This window comes from Streptomyces sp. NPDC127117, assembly GCF_042677325.1.
Classification (GTDB): Bacteria; Actinomycetota; Actinomycetes; order Streptomycetales; family Streptomycetaceae; genus Streptomyces.
The window spans coordinates 93,992-111,383 of record NZ_JBHXTM010000004.1 but is presented as its reverse complement, the minus strand read 5'-3'; the positions used below and the strand labels follow the sequence as shown (position 1 = coordinate 111,383).

15 protein-coding genes are annotated in these 17,392 nt (G+C 72.0%); 9 read left to right on the top strand and 6 right to left on the bottom strand.

Annotation, left to right across the window (positions count from 1 at the left end; all coding sequences use genetic code 11):
* Positions 1–37: 37 nt before the first annotated feature.
* A complete protein-coding gene (locus tag ACFVH0_RS05490; protein ID WP_385818159.1) occupies positions 38–430 on the bottom strand; it encodes an ATP-binding protein in 393 nt (130 codons plus the stop codon).
* Between the two features lie 150 nt (positions 431–580).
* On the opposite strand from ACFVH0_RS05490, the gene ACFVH0_RS05485 reads away from it, so the two are divergent.
* The 3 genes from ACFVH0_RS05485 to ACFVH0_RS05475 are packed head-to-tail and all read left to right on the top strand — an operon-like array spanning position 581 to position 3,985.
* On the top strand, positions 581–1,123 hold the full coding sequence (locus ACFVH0_RS05485; RefSeq protein WP_385818158.1) for a GntR family transcriptional regulator: 543 nt from the start codon (positions 581–583) through the stop codon (positions 1,121–1,123).
* On the top strand, positions 1,120–1,899 hold the full coding sequence (locus ACFVH0_RS05480) for a GntR family transcriptional regulator (RefSeq protein WP_385818157.1): 780 nt from the start codon (positions 1,120–1,122) through the stop codon (positions 1,897–1,899). Before ACFVH0_RS05485 ends, ACFVH0_RS05480 begins: the two co-directional genes overlap by 4 nt.
* 58 nt (positions 1,900–1,957) lie before the next feature.
* A complete protein-coding gene (locus ACFVH0_RS05475; protein ID WP_385818156.1) occupies positions 1,958–3,985 on the top strand; it encodes an NACHT domain-containing protein in 2,028 nt (675 codons plus the stop codon).
* Here the strand turns inward: ACFVH0_RS05475 and ACFVH0_RS05470 are convergent.
* Entirely contained in the window at positions 3,915–4,523 is a 609-nt protein-coding gene (locus ACFVH0_RS05470) for a TetR/AcrR family transcriptional regulator (protein WP_385818155.1), read from the bottom strand. The two genes, ACFVH0_RS05475 and ACFVH0_RS05470, sit on opposite strands and share 71 nt — an antisense overlap.
* 113 nt (positions 4,524–4,636) lie before the next feature.
* On the opposite strand from ACFVH0_RS05470, the gene ACFVH0_RS05465 reads away from it, so the two are divergent.
* The gene (locus ACFVH0_RS05465; protein WP_385818154.1) at positions 4,637–5,503 is read left to right on the top strand and encodes a hypothetical protein; all 867 of its coding nucleotides are present in this window, start codon (positions 4,637–4,639) and stop codon (positions 5,501–5,503) included.
* A 29-nt stretch (positions 5,504–5,532) separates the two neighbouring features.
* On the opposite strand, the gene ACFVH0_RS05460 is transcribed toward ACFVH0_RS05465, so the two are convergent.
* Positions 5,533–6,384, bottom strand: a complete 852-nt coding sequence (locus tag ACFVH0_RS05460; RefSeq protein ID WP_384750400.1) for a helix-turn-helix transcriptional regulator — start codon at positions 6,382–6,384, stop codon at positions 5,533–5,535.
* An 87-nt stretch (positions 6,385–6,471) separates the two neighbouring features.
* Here ACFVH0_RS05460 and ACFVH0_RS05455 point away from each other — a divergent pair, with 87 nt between their 5' ends.
* Positions 6,472–7,317, top strand: a complete 846-nt coding sequence (locus ACFVH0_RS05455) for an SDR family NAD(P)-dependent oxidoreductase (RefSeq protein WP_385818153.1) — start codon at positions 6,472–6,474, stop codon at positions 7,315–7,317.
* Between the two features lie 136 nt (positions 7,318–7,453).
* Positions 7,454–8,215: an HNH endonuclease family protein gene (locus ACFVH0_RS05450; protein ID WP_385818152.1), complete on the top strand. Its 762-nt coding sequence runs from the start codon at positions 7,454–7,456 to the stop codon at positions 8,213–8,215.
* A gap of 95 nt (positions 8,216–8,310) precedes the next feature.
* On the opposite strand, the gene ACFVH0_RS05445 is transcribed toward ACFVH0_RS05450, so the two are convergent.
* Positions 8,311–9,033, bottom strand: a complete 723-nt coding sequence (locus ACFVH0_RS05445) for a hypothetical protein (RefSeq protein ID WP_385818151.1) — start codon at positions 9,031–9,033, stop codon at positions 8,311–8,313.
* A 164-nt stretch (positions 9,034–9,197) separates the two neighbouring features.
* Positions 9,198–10,043, bottom strand: coding sequence for a DUF4190 domain-containing protein (locus ACFVH0_RS05440; protein WP_385818150.1), 846 nt, complete (start codon positions 10,041–10,043; stop codon positions 9,198–9,200).
* Between the two features lie 242 nt (positions 10,044–10,285).
* On the opposite strand from ACFVH0_RS05440, the gene ACFVH0_RS05435 reads away from it, so the two are divergent.
* The 3 genes from ACFVH0_RS05435 to ACFVH0_RS05425 all read left to right on the top strand — a co-directional run bounded on the left by ACFVH0_RS05435 (position 10,286) and on the right by ACFVH0_RS05425 (position 14,748).
* Positions 10,286–12,370: an N-6 DNA methylase gene (locus ACFVH0_RS05435; RefSeq protein ID WP_385818149.1), complete on the top strand. Its 2,085-nt coding sequence runs from the start codon at positions 10,286–10,288 to the stop codon at positions 12,368–12,370.
* A gap of 120 nt (positions 12,371–12,490) precedes the next feature.
* Positions 12,491–13,201 carry a hypothetical protein gene (locus tag ACFVH0_RS05430; RefSeq protein WP_385818148.1) on the top strand — a complete coding sequence of 237 codons (711 nt, stop codon included), beginning with the start codon at positions 12,491–12,493 and terminating at the stop codon, positions 13,199–13,201.
* The gene (locus ACFVH0_RS05425; RefSeq protein ID WP_385818146.1) at positions 13,198–14,748 is read left to right on the top strand and encodes a protein kinase; all 1,551 of its coding nucleotides are present in this window, start codon (positions 13,198–13,200) and stop codon (positions 14,746–14,748) included. The genes ACFVH0_RS05430 and ACFVH0_RS05425 overlap by 4 nt, the downstream gene beginning before the upstream one ends.
* Before the next feature lie 18 nt (positions 14,749–14,766).
* On the opposite strand, the gene ACFVH0_RS05420 is transcribed toward ACFVH0_RS05425, so the two are convergent.
* The gene (locus tag ACFVH0_RS05420; RefSeq protein WP_385818145.1) at positions 14,767–17,307 is read right to left on the bottom strand and encodes a YfhO family protein; all 2,541 of its coding nucleotides are present in this window, start codon (positions 17,305–17,307) and stop codon (positions 14,767–14,769) included.
* Between the last annotated feature and the right edge of the window lie 85 nt (positions 17,308–17,392).

Below are 17,392 nucleotides of genomic sequence, written 5' to 3'. Positions count from 1 at the left end.
GAGGTCCCGCCGGACATCCGGCGGGACCTCTTCCCTGTCATGGGGCGACCGGCCTCTTGAACGCGAGCCAGACGGTCTTGCCGACGACGTGGTGGTCGACGCCGAAATCGTCGGCGAGTTCGCTGACAAGGTGTAACCCGCGCCCCGAGCAGGCGTCGTGGTCGGGGTGCCGGACCGTCGGGAGACCGGAGCCGCTGTCGCGAACCTCCAGCCGTACCAGCTCCTCGTCCCCGTGGAGAACGACGCAGAATTCGCGTCCCGGTGGTACGCCATGCAGCAGCGCGTTGGTGGCCAGTTCCGAGACGTACAGCTTTATGTCCTCGATCAGAGGGTGGAGCTCCCACTCGGTGAGGACGCCGGTGACGAATTTGCGTGAGGCACCAACTGAGGTGTGCCTGCGGGGGAATCGTCGTTGCTGCGACAGGGACACGGTGGTTCACCGCCTTGCTCGCGGGCCGTAATGTACGGCGACTGTACTGCTATTCGCGAAAAGCGGCAAGGTTTACCCTGGGGTGTGGTTGGGCCGCCTACCGTGCGATGCGGCAGGCTGGTACAGGAGTCGGCTGTGGAGGAGAAGCGCATGGGTGCCAGTGAATGGGTCAGCACTTCGGTGCCCTATCTCGCCGCGCCTCCCGGAACTCAGGGCGACGCGTGGGCCGCGGAGGCCACGGCGGAGGGCCGCCGGGGCAGCCAGCGCATCGTCCAGGCGGGCGAGGTGGTCGCGCCGCAAGTGGTCGCGGAGCTGCTGGGGACGCCTGCGGGACAGTCCGTCGTCGCTCGTCGAAGGATCATGTATCTCGACGGCGAGCCCTGTGAGTTGACGGACACGTACTACCCCGTGGACATCGCAGGCGGCACCGCCCTGGCCGGGACCGCCAGGATCCGGGGCGGGGCGATCAGGCTGCTGGCCGACCTGGGCCACGTCGGCGTACGCGTCCGCGAGGACGTGACCGCGAGGTCGGCGGCCGACCATGAGAGGGAGCAGTTGGGGCTCACGGCCGATGATCCCGTACTGCAACTGACCCGGCTCACGTTCGACGACGCGGACCGGCCCATTCAGGTCGACATCATGGCCATGCCGCCACGACACCAGAAGTTGCGGTACGAGATCAGGATCGGATGACCATGCTCAGAGCCGAAGTGGATGCCGCCGACCGCCGTTCGCTGCACGAGCGGATCGCGGCGGATATTCGCGACGAGATCATGTCCGGGGATCTGGCGCCGGGAGCCGGTCTCCCCTCCACCGCGCAACTCAAGGAGCGGTTCTCGGCTTCGAACGCCACCGTGCAGAAGGCGTTGCAACTCCTCAAGGGCGAAGGGCTGGTCATCGGGCGTCCTGGGGCATCAGTGACGGTCCGCGAGCACCGGCAGCGGACGATACGTCCGGCCGCGTACATGGCCGCGGCGGCCTCCGGCGAGCCCTACCGGTGGCTGAGCGAAGCGGCGAACTCGGGTGCACGCGCCCGTAGCACGCTGATCGAGGTGGCCGAGGAGACGCCTCCGGCAGACGTAGCTGCGGCGCTGGGCCTTCAGCCGGGTGGCACTGCGGTCCTCCGGCGCCAGTTGCTGTCGATCGACGACGAACCGGCGGAACTCGTCGCCTCCTACTATCCGTTGGACATCGCTCGCGGCACGGCCCTCACGGAATGCCGCAGAATCGCCGGTGGTACGCCCACCCTCCTCACGGCACTGGGCTATCCACCTCGGATCAGCGTGGACCGAGTGTCCGCGCGTGTCGCCACCCAGGATCAGTACCGATTGCTCCGACTCCCCGGCGACCTGCCGGTACTGCGCACCTTGCGCATGGTTCATAGCGATCACGACCGACCTGTCGAGGCCACGGTGATGGTCAAAGCGGGCCATTTGTACGAGGTGCAGTACGCGTTCGTCCCCGAGTGAGTGGTCTTTTGCGGGTTCGCCCGGCCGGTTGCCGGGTCCGTGAGGCAGGGTGCAGCGAATGGAAAGGGGTACGGAGAACAGAACCCGGATTCGCTGGACCGTGGTGACGGGCGTGCTGCTGGCCTGTTGCCTGCTGTACGACCGTGTCGATGTTGTCGGCGTGGTGCTCAGCGCCCTCACGTTGGTCGTGACTGCGTTCGGGGTGTGGACGACGTGGCGGGCCAGTGCGGCGATGGACGATGGGGCTGCGGCGCGACGACTGAGCAAAGCCGTGGTGGATGCAGGGTCGATGTCATCGCGGGTGCTGGGCGGGGATCGGGTCGTCGCGGATGTCACCTACAGGTTCCGTCCGTGCGCACATGCCAGAGGTGCGGCCCTGCCGTTGAGGCCGGCCGGACGATTGGACGGCTTGGTCGCGGACTACCAGGTCCTCAGGCCCCGGCGCCTGGTGGTTACGGGCCAGCCGGGAGCCGGGAAATCGGTGCTGGCCCGTTCCTTCGCGGCGGAGCTCAACAAAGTCAGAGCGGATGGCGACCCCGTCCCGGTGCTGATCGCGCTCGGCGACTGGGAGCGGGAGGAGAGCTTCCGTGACTGGGTCGTCAGACATCTGGTGCGTGACTACGGCAGATCGCGGAAGCGTGCACGTCAGCTCGTGGACGCGGGGCTGGTCCTCCCGGTCATCGATGGTCTGGACGAAATGGACAGGGCGGAAGTCCCGCTTGCCGAGTCACGGGCCCAGGGCGCGCTGGACGCTCTGTCCAACTACCAGGAGAGCTTGGAACCCGCACCACTTGTTCTGACGTGCCGAACGGATCTCTACGATGTGCTCGAAGCTTCCGGAAGGCCGATGCTGGACACGGCACGGGTCGAGATCGACCCGGTGAGTGCCGAGGCGGCTGCGAGATTCCTCTCGCGGCGCGCGGGGGCGGCCTATCGTCAGGCCGCATGGGCCCCGATCCTGGACGAGTTGCGTACTCACCCTCAAGGCATGCTGGCTCGTTCACTCTCCACGCCGTGGCGATTGGTTCTCGTGGCCACGGCGTACGAGCAGGCCAATGATCCCAGCGAACTTCTGTCATGCACCACGAGGGAAGAAGTGGGCGATGTACTTCTCGGTCATTTCATCCCGTCGTCCATCCGCGCTGTCGCAGAAACGCGGAGCCGGTACGCGCCTGAGGATGTGCACGCATGGCTGGGCACTCTTGCGCGCGGTCTTCATACACGGAGCGGTGGCAGGACAGATCTTGCGCTGCCCGAACTCGCACGTTCCCCGGGGGCCGCGTGGGCGAGACGGCTGTATGCATTTCTGGTAGGTGTGTGCGCGATTGTTCCGGCTCTGATCTTGTTGTCCGGCCTGGGCGGTGACCCGGTGATTTGGGGCATGGCGGCTGTGCTCGTCGTTGTCGGGTCCGTCGGGTGGCTGCATCTGCGCCCCGGAGGGATCAATCTGTGGAGGCGTGCCGATTTTGCTCTGCCGCCGTGGGGCAGCCCCCTGTGGAGTGTGGGGATGCGGCTGGCGTGTAGCGGACGTGGTCGCTGGGCGGTGTGCGTCAGCGCATTGTGGCCCATTCTCATCATGTGGCGCTCCGTGGCACCCAGCCGACTCGGTGGCGTTGAAGACTGGACTTTGGCGGTGACCATGCTGTTCACGCCTTTGTTGCTCGTCGTCATGGTCACTGCCTGCCACCTAGGTTCTGCGACTACTGGGCCTTCCGGTTGGTCGCGTGCAGGTGTCTTCTTCGCGCTGCTCTTCATGTGGCCGGCGACTGTGCAGGTATTCCTCAGTCGTTCCATGAGCCTTGGTGCAGGCCCAGATTTTTTCTGCCTCGCAGCTTTCGGATCGCTGTACCTCGCTCTCTGCGGCCCCATGGCCATGTACGCGTGCTGGCTGCTGATCAACTGTCGACGACTTCCGTTCCGCCTGAGCCGCTTTCTGGAGTGGTCCCGGGCGGCGGGGCTGATCCGGGTGACCGGTGCCGCCTACCAGTTCCGGCATCGCGAGTTCCAGGAGTGGCTCACGCGCAACTCTCTTCCGGCCCGCCCGACGCCGACCGTTCATCCACCGACGCGAACAACAACTCCGTGACCGACCGGAACACCGCCTCGGGGTCCTGGCCGCCCACCGCCCCTTCCAGGTTGCCGCTCAGCAGTAGCGTGGCGAAGCCGTGGGCCAATGACCAGGCGGCCACGCCTGCGAGCCGGGCGTTGTCGCCGCGTCCGGCGGCGGGGAGGCCGGTGACGCCCGCGCGCAGTTCGGCCGAGGCGCGGTTCTTCGCGGCGAGCAGGTCCGGGTCGTCGGTGCGGTAGAGGTCCGGCTGGAACATCACCTGGAAGTGGGCGGGGTGGTCGGCGGCGAACCGTACGTATCGCACGCCCCGCTCCCGCAGGTCGGGGGCGTCGGCCAAGGCGTCGGCGAACCGCTCGTACCCCTCCGTCGCGATGGCGGTGAGCAGGCCCGTGCGGTCCTTGAAATGGTGCGCGGGGGCCGCGTGGGAGACGCCGGCCCGGCGGGCCAGGTCGCGCAGGCTCAGTGCCCCCGGCCCCTCGGTGCCGATGACGTCGAGTGCGGCGGTGAGGACGGCCCGCCGCAGGTCGCCGTGGTGGTAGGTGCGCTCGCTGGTCATGGGCAGGAGAGTACGCGGAATCTAGGCGTTGACAAGTTTGAGGGCGGGCGGCACTCTGGGCATCTCGATATCTAGTCAATGGCTAGATTGGTGATGCCGTGGAGGGCGGAGACATGTCCGAGGAACTGGGTCGGGTGCGGCGGATGTGGCACCTGCTGGAACCCCTGCACGCTGTTCTGTACTACGCGCCGGAGGCCGTCGCGGAGGTCGCCGCGCTCGGATACCGCACCGATGAGCGGTGGCCCGGCTACTTCGCCTGGCGCGCGGCGCCGCTCGGGGAGGCTGATGCGGGGCGGGTGGCCGACACCTTCCACAGCTTCAGCCCGGCGATGGTGCGTGAGTACGTGCCGGCCGTCTGGTCCGTCGCCTCACCCGGCGCGGTGCTCGCAGCCCGGACCCGGGCGGTCGACCGTACTTACCGGAAGCTGCTGGGGAACGCGGTCGACGGCCCGGAGCCGGGCGAAGCCGCCGTGCTCCTGCGTCGAGTCGCGAAGGCCGCCGACACCGCCGGCCGGCCGCTCGCCGCGGCCAACGCCGCCATGCCCTGGCCGGAGGAGCCGCACCTCGTGCTCTGGCAGGCGGCGACGGTTCTGCGCGAGCACCGGGGCGACGGCCATCTCGCCGCGCTCATCGGGGTCGGTCTCGACCCGGTCGAGTCGCTGGTCTCCTTTGCCGCCATCGGCGCGGCGCGGCCGGAGGTGTTCGCGAGCCGGGGGTGGAGCGACGAGGAGTGGCGGGCAGCTCGTCAACGGCTCGTGGAGCGCGGGCTGTTGACGGAGGGCGGAACGGCGACCGGGGCGGGGCGGGCGTTGCGTGCCGATGTCGAGCGGCGTACGGACGAGGCGGCCGCCGCCCCTTGGCAGGCGCTCGGTGAGGAGGAGCGGGAGCGATTGGTCGAGCTGCTGGGGCCGCTGTGGGTGGCGGCGATCGGCTCCGGACTGCTGCCGTCCGAAACGACGCTGGGCATCGGCAAGGTGTGAGGGCGCGGGCGGTGTCCGGGCGAGGCGCCTCAGCCGGGCACGTCCAGGCGCTGGGTGCCGACGACCGACAGCAGGCGCAGGGCCTGTTCGGACGGTGAGCCGGGGGTGGCGGTGTAGATGACGACCCGCTGGTCCCGGTCGGCGATGTCGAGGATGTCGCAGTTGACGGAGACGGGGCCGACCAGGGGGTGGTGGAAGGTCTTGCAGAGGGTGGGGCGGTCGGCGACGTCGTGGGCCGCCCAGATGCGGGCGAACTCCTCGCTGCCGGCCAGGAGCTCGTCCACCAGGCCGGTCACCTCCGGGTCGTCGGGGTAGCGGGCCGCGGCGGCGCGCAGGTGCTGGGTCGAGGTCCGGATGAATTCGTCCGCGTCCGAGACGCCGTACAGCGGTCGGCCGTTGCGGTGCGGTCCCAGGAAGGCGCGCCGGATGAGGTTGCGGTCGCGGCGCGGCAGGGCGGAGAAGTCCTCCATCAGCGCGGCGGCCAGATCGTTCCAGGCGATCACCTCGTACGTGGCCGACAGCACCAGCGACGCGGCCTCCGGCAGCCGGTGCAGCAGGTCGGCGATGCTCTGCCGTACCTCCCTCGACGGGCCCGGCGGCGGGCCGGGCGGGGTGCCGGCGAGGTGGTGGAGGTGGTCGCGCTCGGCGTCCGACAGGCGCAGGGCACGCGCGAGCTGGACCAGCACCTCGCGGGAGGGATGCGGGCCGCGGGCCTGCTCCAGCCGGGTGTAGTACTCGGTCGAGATGAACGCCAGCTGCGCCACCTCCTCGCGCCGCAGCCCCGGGGTGCGGCGGCGCGGCCCGGCGGGCAGCCCCACGTCGGCGGGGGTGATCCGCTCGCGCCTGCTGCGCAGGAAACCTGCCAGTTCTCGTCGATCCACCCGTCCAGTGTGCGCGAGCTCCGGCCGGCCCAGCCAGGTACTGCCGGTGCCTGGATGCGGGGCGCGGCCCGGCGCAGGCTCGTCGGCATGAACGACACGACGATCACGTCCACCGCAGCCCCCGTAGCCCCCGCAGCCACCACGTCCTCCGCAGCCACCACGTCCTCCGCGCCTTCGGGCCTGCTCGCCGGCAAGGTCGCCTTCGTCACCGGAGCCGGCCGCGGCATCGGCGCGGCCGCCGCGCGGCTCTTCGCCCGGGAGGGCGCCCGGGTGCTCCTCGCGGCCCGTACCGAGGCCCAGCTCAAGGCGGTGACCGAGGAGATCCGGGCGGCGGGCGGCACCGCGGAGTACGCGTTGTGCGACCTGGCCGACCCGGCGAGCATCCGGGCCGCCGTCGACCGGACCGTGGAGCTGTACGGCCGGCTCGACGCCGCCTTCAACAACGGTGCGACGGCCCAGCCGCCCGGCCCGATGGACCAGCTGGCGGAGGCCGACTTCGACCATGTGTACGCGGTCGACCTCAAGGGGCCGTGGCTCGCCATGAACGCCGAGATCGCCGCGATCCGGGCCACCGCCGGGAGCGGGGCGATCGTCAACACCTCCAGCGTCGGCAGCCTGATGGGCAACCCCTGGCTGCCCGCCTACGGCGCCGCGAAGCGGGCGGTCAACAGCCTCACCGCGTCGGCCGCCGTCACCTACGGCCCGGAGAACATCCGGGTCAACGCCATTGCGCCCGGCACCACGCTCACCGAGATGGTCCACGAGTGGGAGGCGGACTCTCCCGGCATCATCGAGCAGCTCAACGCACAGACCCCGCTGGGCCGCGCGGCCGACCCGGACGAGATCGCCCAGGCCGCCGCCTGGCTGCTCAGCGACCGCGCCTCCTACGTGACCGGCACGGTCCTGCGCGTGGACGGCGGCATGCGGTCCTGAGCCGGGGCCCGGAACACGGGCGGAGGGTGTGATTCCGGCCGCATCCGGGCGGCGGCGCGCCCATGAACAGCCGTCAGCGGGGAAGGCCTCCGTAGGATTCCCGGGTTCGGCTTTCTCCCCGTCAGGACGGTTCCGAGTGATATCTCCCCGCGCATACCGAGTGATGCTGCCCGCCCTCAGCGTGGCGGCGGTGCTGGCCCTGGCCGGCTGTGACCCGAAGTCCTCGCCCTCCGAGGGGGGCGGCGGCGGACAGGCCGTCACCGGGTTCGGAGCCAGCCCGCTCGACAACGCCGACGGTACGAAGCCGGGCCTAGCACCGCTCACCTCCGAGGCGGACCGGGCAGCCGGCCGGAAGGTCATCGAGAAGGTGGCGACGAAGGGGCGGGGGCCGAAGACCGGTTACGCGCGGGACAAGTTCGGCTACGCCTGGAAGGACTCGGTCGACGGGATACCGCTCGCGAGGAACGGCTGCGACACCCGTAACGACCTACTCGCCAGGGACGGCAAGGACCTGAAGTACCGGTCCGGTTCGGACTGCGTGGTCGTGTCGATGACCCTCAAGGATCCGTACACCGGCTCCACCATCGACTGGCGCAAGCAGCAGGCCACCAAGGTCCAGATCGACCACGTCATGCCGCTCTCGTACGACTGGCAGATGGGCGCCGCGCGCTGGGACCAGGCCAAGCGGCAGCAGATCGCCAACGATCCGCTCAACCTCATCCCGGTGGACGGCCCGGCCAACAACGCCAAGCGCGACTCGGGACCGGCGTCCTGGCTGCCGCCGTACAAGCCGGTGCGCTGCTCGTACGCGGTGCGGTTCGCGCAGGTGTCCCTGAAGTACGGACTGCCCGTCACCGCCGCCGACAAGACGGCGATGCTGGAGCAGTGCGGCGGCTGAGCGCGGGGGCGGGGCGGTAGTACGCGGAACCCGCCCCGGGGCGGGGCGGGTTCTGTGGTCGGGAGCGCCCGGGGGCGACCGGGGCGACCGGAGGATCAGGGCTTCGGGGCGTTCGCCTTGAACGGCTTGTCGAATTCGGAGAACTCGACCGTCATGGGGGTGGTGCCGCCTCCCGTGCCGTCTCCCGTTCCGCCGCGTGGGAGGCGCAGCCTCAGCAGGAAGGGCCTGCCTTCGGTGGCGATGTCCGCCGTCCACTTCCCCTCGCGCGAACCGCCGGTGACGGTCAGGGCGGGGGTGGCGGAGCCGGGCGCCGGCGTCCGTTCCCTGCGGGCCGTTCCGGTCTTCGGCGCGAGTCGGCCGAGGAACGTCTCCCGGTCGCAGTAGCGTTCGGCCAGTTTCGCGTGCCGGTCGGCGGCGGTGGGCCTCACCCAGTGGCCGGCGATGTTCCCGGCCGGTGCGGCGGAGGCCGATCGCAGCATCGCGGCGTCGGAGCGGACGCGGACCGTGCCGCCCGTCCGCACCAGCTCCATGGTGCCCGCCGCGCCCATGGAGAGCGTGACCGTGCACTCGCCCCGGATGTCCGTGGCCACGAACGCCTCGACCGGGCCCTCGGGGGAGGCCGCCTCCACCGTCATGCGCACCGACTTGGCGGCGCGGGTCGCCGCCAGGGCCTTGTCGGCGACCTCGGGGGCGGTCAGTCGGGCGTAGGGGGCGGTGGTGTCGGGTGCGTCGTCCGGAAGCATGCCGCAGGCCGTCGCGAGGGCGAGGGCGGTCGCGGCGCTCAGGGTGGCTGCCGAGGCGCGGGCGGGAAGGCGCATGGTGGGAGGCTCCGGTCTCTCCGGTTCGTTCTCTCCGGCCAGTCCTGGCCGGCTGGTTCTAGCCGGTCAGTTCTGGTCGGTCGGTTCTGGCCGGTGGGTTCTGGCCGGTGGGTTCTCTCCGGATCGCCCCGGTCGGGGCGTTCCGGCCGGGTCCAGGAGGACGGTCAGAGCTTCAGGTCCCACTGGGAGGCGTCGTACGTGAAGCCGGGGTTGACCTCGACCGTCAGGTTCTTGGCGTCGGCCGGGGTGTCGAAGGCGAACTGGACGGTGACCTTCTTGCCCGGCAGGACCGTGCCGCTGAAGCCCGCACCGACCTTGTTGTCGAAGATCTGCTCGGCGTCCACGCCGTCCTGGCCGGCCCGTGCCGAGACGCTGACGAGCGTGGAGTCGAACTTCTCCTTGCCCGCGTTCTCGATGACGACGGCGACCTTGTAGGCCTTCTGGCCCTTGGTGTGTCCGGCGGCGTACGCGTCCGGGGTGTACGAGGTGGCGTCGCCGACCGTGACCGTCAGATCGTCGTCGTACACGGCCGAGTCACCGGCCTCCAGCGCCTTGCCGGTGTCCTTCTTCTTGTCCGGGCCCTCATTCTTGGCGGAGTCACCGCCGGGCTTCGGCTTCGCGGAGGCCGTGGTGTCCGAGACCGCCTTGTTGAGGTCGTTCACGGCGTCGTCCACCGCCTTGAACGTGATCACCGCGCCCACCACCGTGAGGATCAGCGAGACCAGGCCGAGCACGGCGCCGAAGGTCGCCATCCCCTTGTTGGTGGCCTCGCCGCGCTTCGCCCGGCCCCGGCCCGCCAGGCCCAGGATCAGGGCGATGAGGCCGAGGATGCCCGCCAGCCAGAACAGGAACGGGACCAGGCCGGACACGGCGCCGATGACACCCAGGATGAGGGCCGCGATGCCCAGTCCGTTACGTGCCGGGCGCGTGCCCGGCATCTGGGCGGGGGCGTACGGCTGCTGGGGCTGGGGGGACTGCGGGGACTGCGGCGGCTGCGTGAACTGGGACATGGCTGTGCCCTCCGGCGAAAGCAGAAATGGATGGTGAGCGGTTCCGTGCATCGCTCCTGTGCATCGCCTTGCGCATCGTCTTGTGCGGCGATGGGTCAATAACAGCAGAGCTTGTGAACCGAGTCAACACGGTTCACGGCGAGTGGGTCGATGCACGCTGTGAATCGGTGTCGTGTGAACCTGGTCGGTATGCTCGCCGACAACCAGTACCGGGACGAGTGTCAGGACCAGGGAGACAGCCAGTGCCGGAGAACTCGACAGAGGTGACCGCGGCCGGGATCGCACGGCTGGCGGGGGTGGGACGCGCCGCGGTCAGCAACTGGCGCCGCCGCCACGCCGACTTCCCCAAGCCCGTCGGCGGCACCGAGACGAGCCCGTCCTTCGCGCTCCCCGAGGTCGAGCAGTGGCTCCGCGACCAGGGGAAACTCGCCGAGGTCCCCCTGCGCGAACGGGTCTGGCAGCAGGTCGCCGGGCACCCGGCCGGCGCGGTACCCGCACTGGTCCACACCGGCTGCGCCCTGCTGCTCCTGCGGATCAGCCCCAAGACCTGGCCGGAGATCGCCGCCGCGCCGGACGAACGGATGGCCGGCGTGCTGTCCCTCGCCCTCGACAAGGCGCTCACCGCCCGCTTCGGACCGGCGACGGAAGCCGGCCGGGCCGTTCACACCCCCAGCGGCACCGAACTGCTCCCGTCCGTACCGCTGCTCCGTGCAGTTGCGGAGCTCGCCGCCGGGACCGGGGCCCGGGAGACCTTCGAGTTCCTGCTCGGCCGTCAGCTGGACGCCAACCCGCGCCAGTACACACTCACCCCGCCCGGACTCGCCGAACTGATGGCCGCCCTGGTGGAGACGGCGGAGCGGCCCGCCCGCACGGTCCTCGACCCCGCCGCGGGCACCGGCGCCCTGCTGCGCGCCGTCGCCGACCCCGCAGCCCTGTACGCCCAGGAGACCGACCCCGACCTCGCCGCACTCACCGCGCTGAGGCTCGCCCTGCACACCGACACCGGCTGCGCCCTGGCGGCACGGACCGCCGACACCCTGCGCGCCGACGCCTTCCCGCAGCTCGCCGCCGACGCCGTGCTCTGCCACCCGCCGTTCAACGAACGCAACTGGGGCCACGACGAACTCGCCTACGACCCGCGCTGGGAGTACGGCTTCCCGGCCCGCACCGAGTCCGAACTCGCCTGGGTCCAGCACGCCCTGGCCCATCTGCGCCAGGGCGGTACCGCCGTACTGCTGATGCCCCCGGCCGCCGCCTCGCGCCGCTCCGGCCGCCGGATCCGCGCCGATCTGCTGCGCCGCGGCGCCCTGCGCGCCGTCATCGCGCTCCCGGCCGGCGCCGCGCCCCCGTACGGCATCCCGCTCCACCTCTGGGTGCTGCGCAAGCCCGGCAGCGGCGCGCACCCCTCGCCCGAACTGCTGCTCGTCGACACCGCCGAACCCGCCGAACCGGCTTCGGGAGGGCAGCCTTCCGCGGCCGGCGGGCGCGACCGGCTCGACTGGCAGGCGGTGCACCGCGCCGTGCTCGACGCCTGGCGGTCCTTCGAGGACTCCGCCCCGGCCGGGGACCGCCCCGGCGCCGGCCGCTCCGTACCCGTCATCGAACTCCTCGACGACGACGTGGACCTGGCCCCCGCCCGCCATCTGCCGCCCCCGGCCGCCGCGGGCGGACCCGGCGAGCTGATCCGGGTACGGGAACGGCTCACCGAGACGCTCGGCCGCACCGGTGACCTCACCCCGCCCGCCGTGACCCTTTCCGGCCCGGCCCACTGGCCCCTGACCACCGTCGGCGAACTCGCCCGCGCCGGTGCCCTCCAGCTCCGCACCGGCGGCTCCGGCACCGGCGGGGGGCCCGTGCTCACCGAACACGACGTCCTGGGCTCCACCGCCCCTTCGGGAAGCCTGCCCACCGACGGGCCCTTCGAGGAGCCGGTCCTCGTCGAACCGGGCGATGTCGTCGTCCCCGTGCTCGGCGGCGGCTCCGCCGCCCGCGTCATCGACGACGCCACCGCGGGCGCCGCGCTGGGCCGCAACCTCCAGCTGCTGCGCCCCGATCCGGCCGCCCTCGACCCCTGGTTCCTGGCCGGCTTCCTGCGCGGCACCGCCAACAACCGCCAGGCCAGCAGCTACGCCTCCACCGCCACCCGGCTGGACGCCCGCCGCCTCCAACTGCCCCGGCTGCCGCTCGTGGAGCAGCAGCGGTACGGGGAACGGTTCCGGGCCCTGGCCGAGTTCGAGGACGCCCTCAGACTGGCCGGCCGGCTCGGCGGACAGCTCGTACAGGGGATGTACGACGGACTGACGGACGGCACGGTCGCCCCGAAGTGAGGCGAACCACAACGGTTCCGTACAACCCGGGGCCGGTTGTCGGTGTCGCCCTTTACGCTCGGATCTGCGCGCACGGAGCGTGTGCGCGGATGTTCAACGACCAGGTCTCCAGGAGCAGCCATGTACGCCCCGGGTCATCCGCCGACGCCGCCGCGCCGGGTTCCCAGCCGGGCCTGGATCGTCTCGATGCGCGTGCTGTTCGGCGTGCTCTCGGTGGGCTCGGTCGGGCTGCTGCTGTGGAGCCCGCTGCTCCGGCTCGCGATCGTGCGCCGCCGGGCGTCCGACTGGTGGCTGACCGGGGCCGGGTTCGTGTTCGTGTGCGTGCTCCTGCCGATCCTCGGCAGGGACGGCAACGACGAGCCGACCGGCATCGACAACGTCCTGATCCCGCTGCTGCTGGTGACGATGCTGGGCGCGTTCGCGTACTACCTGGTCGGGGACATCCGCCACTACGAACGGCTGACGAAGCAGCACCCGACGGGCGGCTACGCGGCCGCCCCGCCGGTGCCGGGATACGGATACGGATACCAGTACGCGCCCACGGTGCCGACGCGGATGCCCGCACCCGCACCCATGCCCGCACCCGCACCCATGCCCGCACCCATGCCCGCGCCCATGAGCGCTCCCGCTCCCACGCCCGTGCCGTCACCCCCGCCCGTGCCCGCGCCGCAGCCGCCCGCCGCATCCCGGCAGCAGCCCCGGACCCAGCCGTCACCCCGACCCCGGCCGGACCCCTCGCCCCACCCGCACCCCCACCCCCAGCGCATCGACCAGGTCCGTGCCGAGCTGGACGAGTTGAGCGACTACCTCCGTAAGGAGGAGGGCCGGTGAACGGGCGTCTCATCGGCGGGCGGTACCAACTGGCGACCATCCTCGGCCAGGGCGGCATGGGCCAGGTCTGGACGGCCTACGACCAACGCCTGGACCGCCGCGTCGCGGTGAAGCTGCTCCGCCCCGACCGGGTCACCGGCCCCATCGACAGCGAGGCCGCGGATGAGCTGCGCCGCCGCTTCGTCCGCGAGTGCCGGATCACCGCCCAGGTCGACCACCCGGGCCTGGTCACCGTCCACGACGCGGGCAGCGACGGCGACGACCTGTTCCTCGTCATGCAGTACGTCGAGGGCGCCGACCTCTCCGACCATCTCGCCGAGCACGACCCGTACCCCTGGCAGTGGTCCGTGGCGGTCGCCGCCCAGCTCTGCGCCGTCCTGTGCGCCGTGCACGCGGTGCCGATCGTCCACCGCGACCTCAAGCCCCGCAACGTGATGGTGCGTCCGGACGGCACCGTCACCGTTCTCGACCTGGGCGTCGCCTCCGTCCTGGACACCGACACCACCCGGCTCACCCACACCGGTTCACCGATCGGCTCCCCGGCCTACATGGCCCCCGAGCAGGCGATGGGCGGCACCGTCGGCCCGTACACCGATCTGTACGCCCTCGGCGTGCTCCTGCACGAACTGCTCAGCGGCGAGGTGCCGTTCGCCGGGACCACCGCCCTCGGCGTGCTCCACCGGCACCTCCACGAACCGCCGGTCCCGGTCCGCCGGATCAGGCCCGACATCCCCGAGCCGCTCGAAGCGCTGGTGCTGCGGCTGCTCGCCAAGGACCCGCAGCACCGCCCGTCCGGCGCCCAGGAGGTGTACGAACACCTCGCCCCGCTGCTTCCCTCGCCGGGCACCGGGCTCGCCGTCGGACCGCTCGACCCGACCCGCCCCTTCCTGCGCCCGCACGCCCCGTGGCCCGACCGCACCGCCACCCGGCCGCAGCCCCCGTCCCCGCCACCGGGCCGGCCCGGGCCCGCGGCGGCCCGGCCCGATGTGGCCGCCGCCGTCGACGACGTCAAGAAACTGCTCGGCGAGGGCCGGATCACCCAGGCCGTGGACATCCTCGGCTCGATCCTCCCGGTCGCCGCCGAACAGCACGGCGAGGACTCCGCCGTGGTCCGCATCCTGCGCAAGCAGTACGCGGCGACGCTGATGGACGACGGCCAGTACCGTCGCGCCCTGCCCGAGCTGCGCCGGCTCGCCGACGACCGCGCGGCGGAGGCCGGCCCGGCCGACCCGCAGACCCTCCAGTTCCGCCACGACGCCGCCCAGTGCCTGGAACAGCTCGGAGAACCGGCCGCCGCGCTCGCCGAGTACCGCGAGGTCCTCCCGTACTTCGAGAACAACCGCGCCACGGGCGGCGACCCGGCCCGCTCCTTCGAGATCCGCAACCGCATCGCGCATCTGCTGCTCGCGCTCGGCGACCATGTGACCGCGCGGGTCCAGCTCCAGGCGCTGCTGTACGACGCCGAGCGGGCCTACGGGCCGCACCACCCGCTGCCGGTGGAGCTGCGCCGCAGGCTCGACCGCCAGGTGGAGGTGCGGGGCGGCTGACGTCCGGACCGGCTCCGGTCAGACCTCCACGGTCTCCGGCGCCCCGGTGTGCTGCCGCGGCCGGCCGGGTCCGGGCCGCCCCGCCTCCGACCGCCGCCGCCGGTACCCGAGGACCAGCCCGCCGAGCACCAGCACGACGAGCGCGCCCGCCCCGGCCGTCGCACCCGCCCGCAGCCCCGGGGGCCGGAACGTGCAGTCGACGGCCCCGCCCCGGGCCGGTGCCGGGGTGGCGACCAGGCCCAGATAGCTGTCGGCGGGACGGCCCTGGCAGCTCCAGCCCGCGATCCGCGGCGCCGCGAGCACGACCGTTCCGGTGGTGCCGGGCGGCAGCTCGGCCCGCACGCCGTGGTCGGTGACGTGCACGGCACTCGCGCCGGTGCGCTTCAGCCCGGCGACCGCCGAGTCCAGCCGGGCCCGGTCCAGACAGCCGATCGCCCCGTGCGGCACGGTCCCGGCGCGCACCGGGCTCAGCGTGACCCGCACGCTCCCGGCCGTGCCGACCTTGCCCAGGTGGTGCATCGCGGCACGCCTGGCCGGCAGCTGCCCCTTGAACTCGACCTCCGGGCCCTCGCCCAGCCGTGCCCAGCCGAACATGTCGGGCGACCACAGGTACGCCTCGGTGCCCGCCGGGCAGGCGGCGGTCAGCGTGTACGTGCCGCGCCCCACCCGGTAGTCGTACGCCCCCTTGTCGGCCACCGCGCCGCCGTCCGCCGCCTTCAGCACCGTCGTCGGGACCGTGTAGACCCGCGAGCCGAGCAGCTGCTCCTGGTTCCGGAACGGCGAACGGCCGTACGGCACCGGCCCGCCCGGCCCGCGCACCGTCACCAGCGGCGGCGTCCCGGCACGGCTCACCGTCACCGGCCGGTCGTCCGGGAGGTTCGCCCCCTGGTGCGGATCGCGCGGCCCGCGCACCCGCGCGCCGACCGAGAAGACCGCGTCCGTGACCGGGTTGTCGAGGCTCTGTACGGCACGGCCGTTGGACGTCCACCCGCCGCCGAGCGCACGCATGGTGCGGGTCAGCACGGCGGGCGTGTGGCTGCTGTAGTACTGGCCGCCCTGCCCGCCCACCAGCAGCGGATCGTTCGCGGTGGTCTGCTCCCGGCCGGGATCCGTGCGATAGGCCGGCCAGCCGTCGGCACCCGCCACCACGGCCGCCTGGGTCCGCTGCCGTTCGCCCCAGGGCGCGTAGTCGTCGAGCCGGTTCAGCCGCTCCCGGTCGAAGTACGCGGTGGTCGCGGCCGCCTGCCCGGCCTGTGCGCCGATCAGCAGCACGGCGGCCAGCGCGGCGAGCCCGCGGCCCCGCCCGACCAGTACCAGAGCGCAGGCCGCGGCCACCAGCCCCACCCCGAACAGCGGATACGTCCACCCGGTGACCAGGTCGCTGAAGCCCGCCCCGGCCGCGAGCAGCACCAGGACCGCGCCCCCGCCGAGCAGCGCCCGCCGCTCCGGCCAGCCGTACGAGACCGAGACCCAGGCGGCGATCACGACCAGCCCGGCCAGCACGAACGTCTGCCGGTACGGGCTGCCGTTGGGCGTGGCGAAGGCGTGCCACAGCAGATGCGTCGGCTCCCACTGCAACGACAGCGCGACACCCGCCACCAGCCCCACCCACGCCCACCGCTCACGCCCCGGCACGGACCGCTGGAAGGCCAGCGCGCAGGCCAGCAGCAGGGTGCCGGTGCCGAGGAAGAGGGCCGGGGTGAAGAAGCTGTACGTGGCGGGCAGCAGCCGGGCGAGCACATCGGGCCAGGCGGCCGGCGCGAACGCACGGTCCCAGCCCGGGTAGGCGTGCTTGGTGCCCAGGTAGACGGGGAGCAGCACGGGCGCCGAGAGCCCGATCCCCACCCCGACGGTGCAGACGGCCCGTACCAGCCCCCGGACCACCGCCCGCCGGTCGTCCCGCTCGGTGAAGAGCCGGACGGCCAGCACCAGGGCGGCACCGAGCGTCGCCATGTACGCCGTGTAGAAGTTCGCCGCCCACACCACGGCGACGAGCAGCGGCCCGGCGATCCGGTGCCGTCCCGTACGGGCCCACTCGGCGATCAGGCAGAGCAGCGGCAGCGCGGCCAGCCCGTCCAGCCACATCGGGTTGTACGAGGCCTCGGCGACCGACCAGCCGCACAGCGCGTACGAGGCACCGAGCGCCCCGGCCGCCCACCAGCGCCCGCCGCGGACCGTCAGCAGGAACAGAGTCATCAGCGCCGCCGCCGACGCCATCTTCAGGACCGTCACCACATAGACCGCGAGATCGATCCGGTCGCGCGGGAAGACCCCGACGAGCAGGGCGAACGGGCTGGTCAGATAGGTGCCGAGATCCGGCAGGAAGCTCGTCCCGTACCCGGAGGACCAGTTGAGCAGCAGCCCGCCGTCGGCGTTCCCGTGCAGCAGGTCCCACAGCCGGGCGTGGAACGGCACGAACTGATTGCCCAGGTCGTTGACGCTGCGCGTGTGAGGCCCGAACGGGAAGACCCGCGCGATGGCGTCACCCGCGCAGACCGCGGCGACGGTGAGCAGCGCGGCGAGCGAGCCCGCGCACAGGCGGGGACGGGAAGTCGGCATACGCAGGAATATGCCAGCTTCGAACGAACAACCCCGGGCCGAATTGGGTCAGTTCACGCAATGGACGCTCACCGGCCACGTGTTG

Excerpts from the sequence above, each read along its gene's own strand:
- ACFVH0_RS05485 (WP_385818158.1), top strand. The coding sequence starts at position 581 with ATGGGTGCCAGTGAATGGGTCAGCACTTCGGTGCCCTATCTCGCCGCG.
- ACFVH0_RS05480 (WP_385818157.1), top strand. The coding sequence starts at position 1,120 with ATGACCATGCTCAGAGCCGAAGTGGATGCCGCCGACCGCCGTTCGCTG.
- ACFVH0_RS05475 (WP_385818156.1), top strand. The coding sequence starts at position 1,958 with ATGGAAAGGGGTACGGAGAACAGAACCCGGATTCGCTGGACCGTGGTG.
- ACFVH0_RS05470 (WP_385818155.1), bottom strand. The coding sequence starts at position 4,523 with ATGACCAGCGAGCGCACCTACCACCACGGCGACCTGCGGCGGGCCGTC.
- ACFVH0_RS05465 (WP_385818154.1), top strand. The coding sequence starts at position 4,637 with ATGTCCGAGGAACTGGGTCGGGTGCGGCGGATGTGGCACCTGCTGGAA.
- ACFVH0_RS05455 (WP_385818153.1), top strand. The coding sequence starts at position 6,472 with ATGAACGACACGACGATCACGTCCACCGCAGCCCCCGTAGCCCCCGCA.
- ACFVH0_RS05445 (WP_385818151.1), bottom strand. The coding sequence starts at position 9,033 with ATGCGCCTTCCCGCCCGCGCCTCGGCAGCCACCCTGAGCGCCGCGACC.
- ACFVH0_RS05440 (WP_385818150.1), bottom strand. The coding sequence starts at position 10,043 with ATGTCCCAGTTCACGCAGCCGCCGCAGTCCCCGCAGTCCCCCCAGCCC.
- ACFVH0_RS05430 (WP_385818148.1), top strand. The coding sequence starts at position 12,491 with ATGTACGCCCCGGGTCATCCGCCGACGCCGCCGCGCCGGGTTCCCAGC.
- ACFVH0_RS05420 (WP_385818145.1), bottom strand. The coding sequence starts at position 17,307 with ATGCCGACTTCCCGTCCCCGCCTGTGCGCGGGCTCGCTCGCCGCGCTG.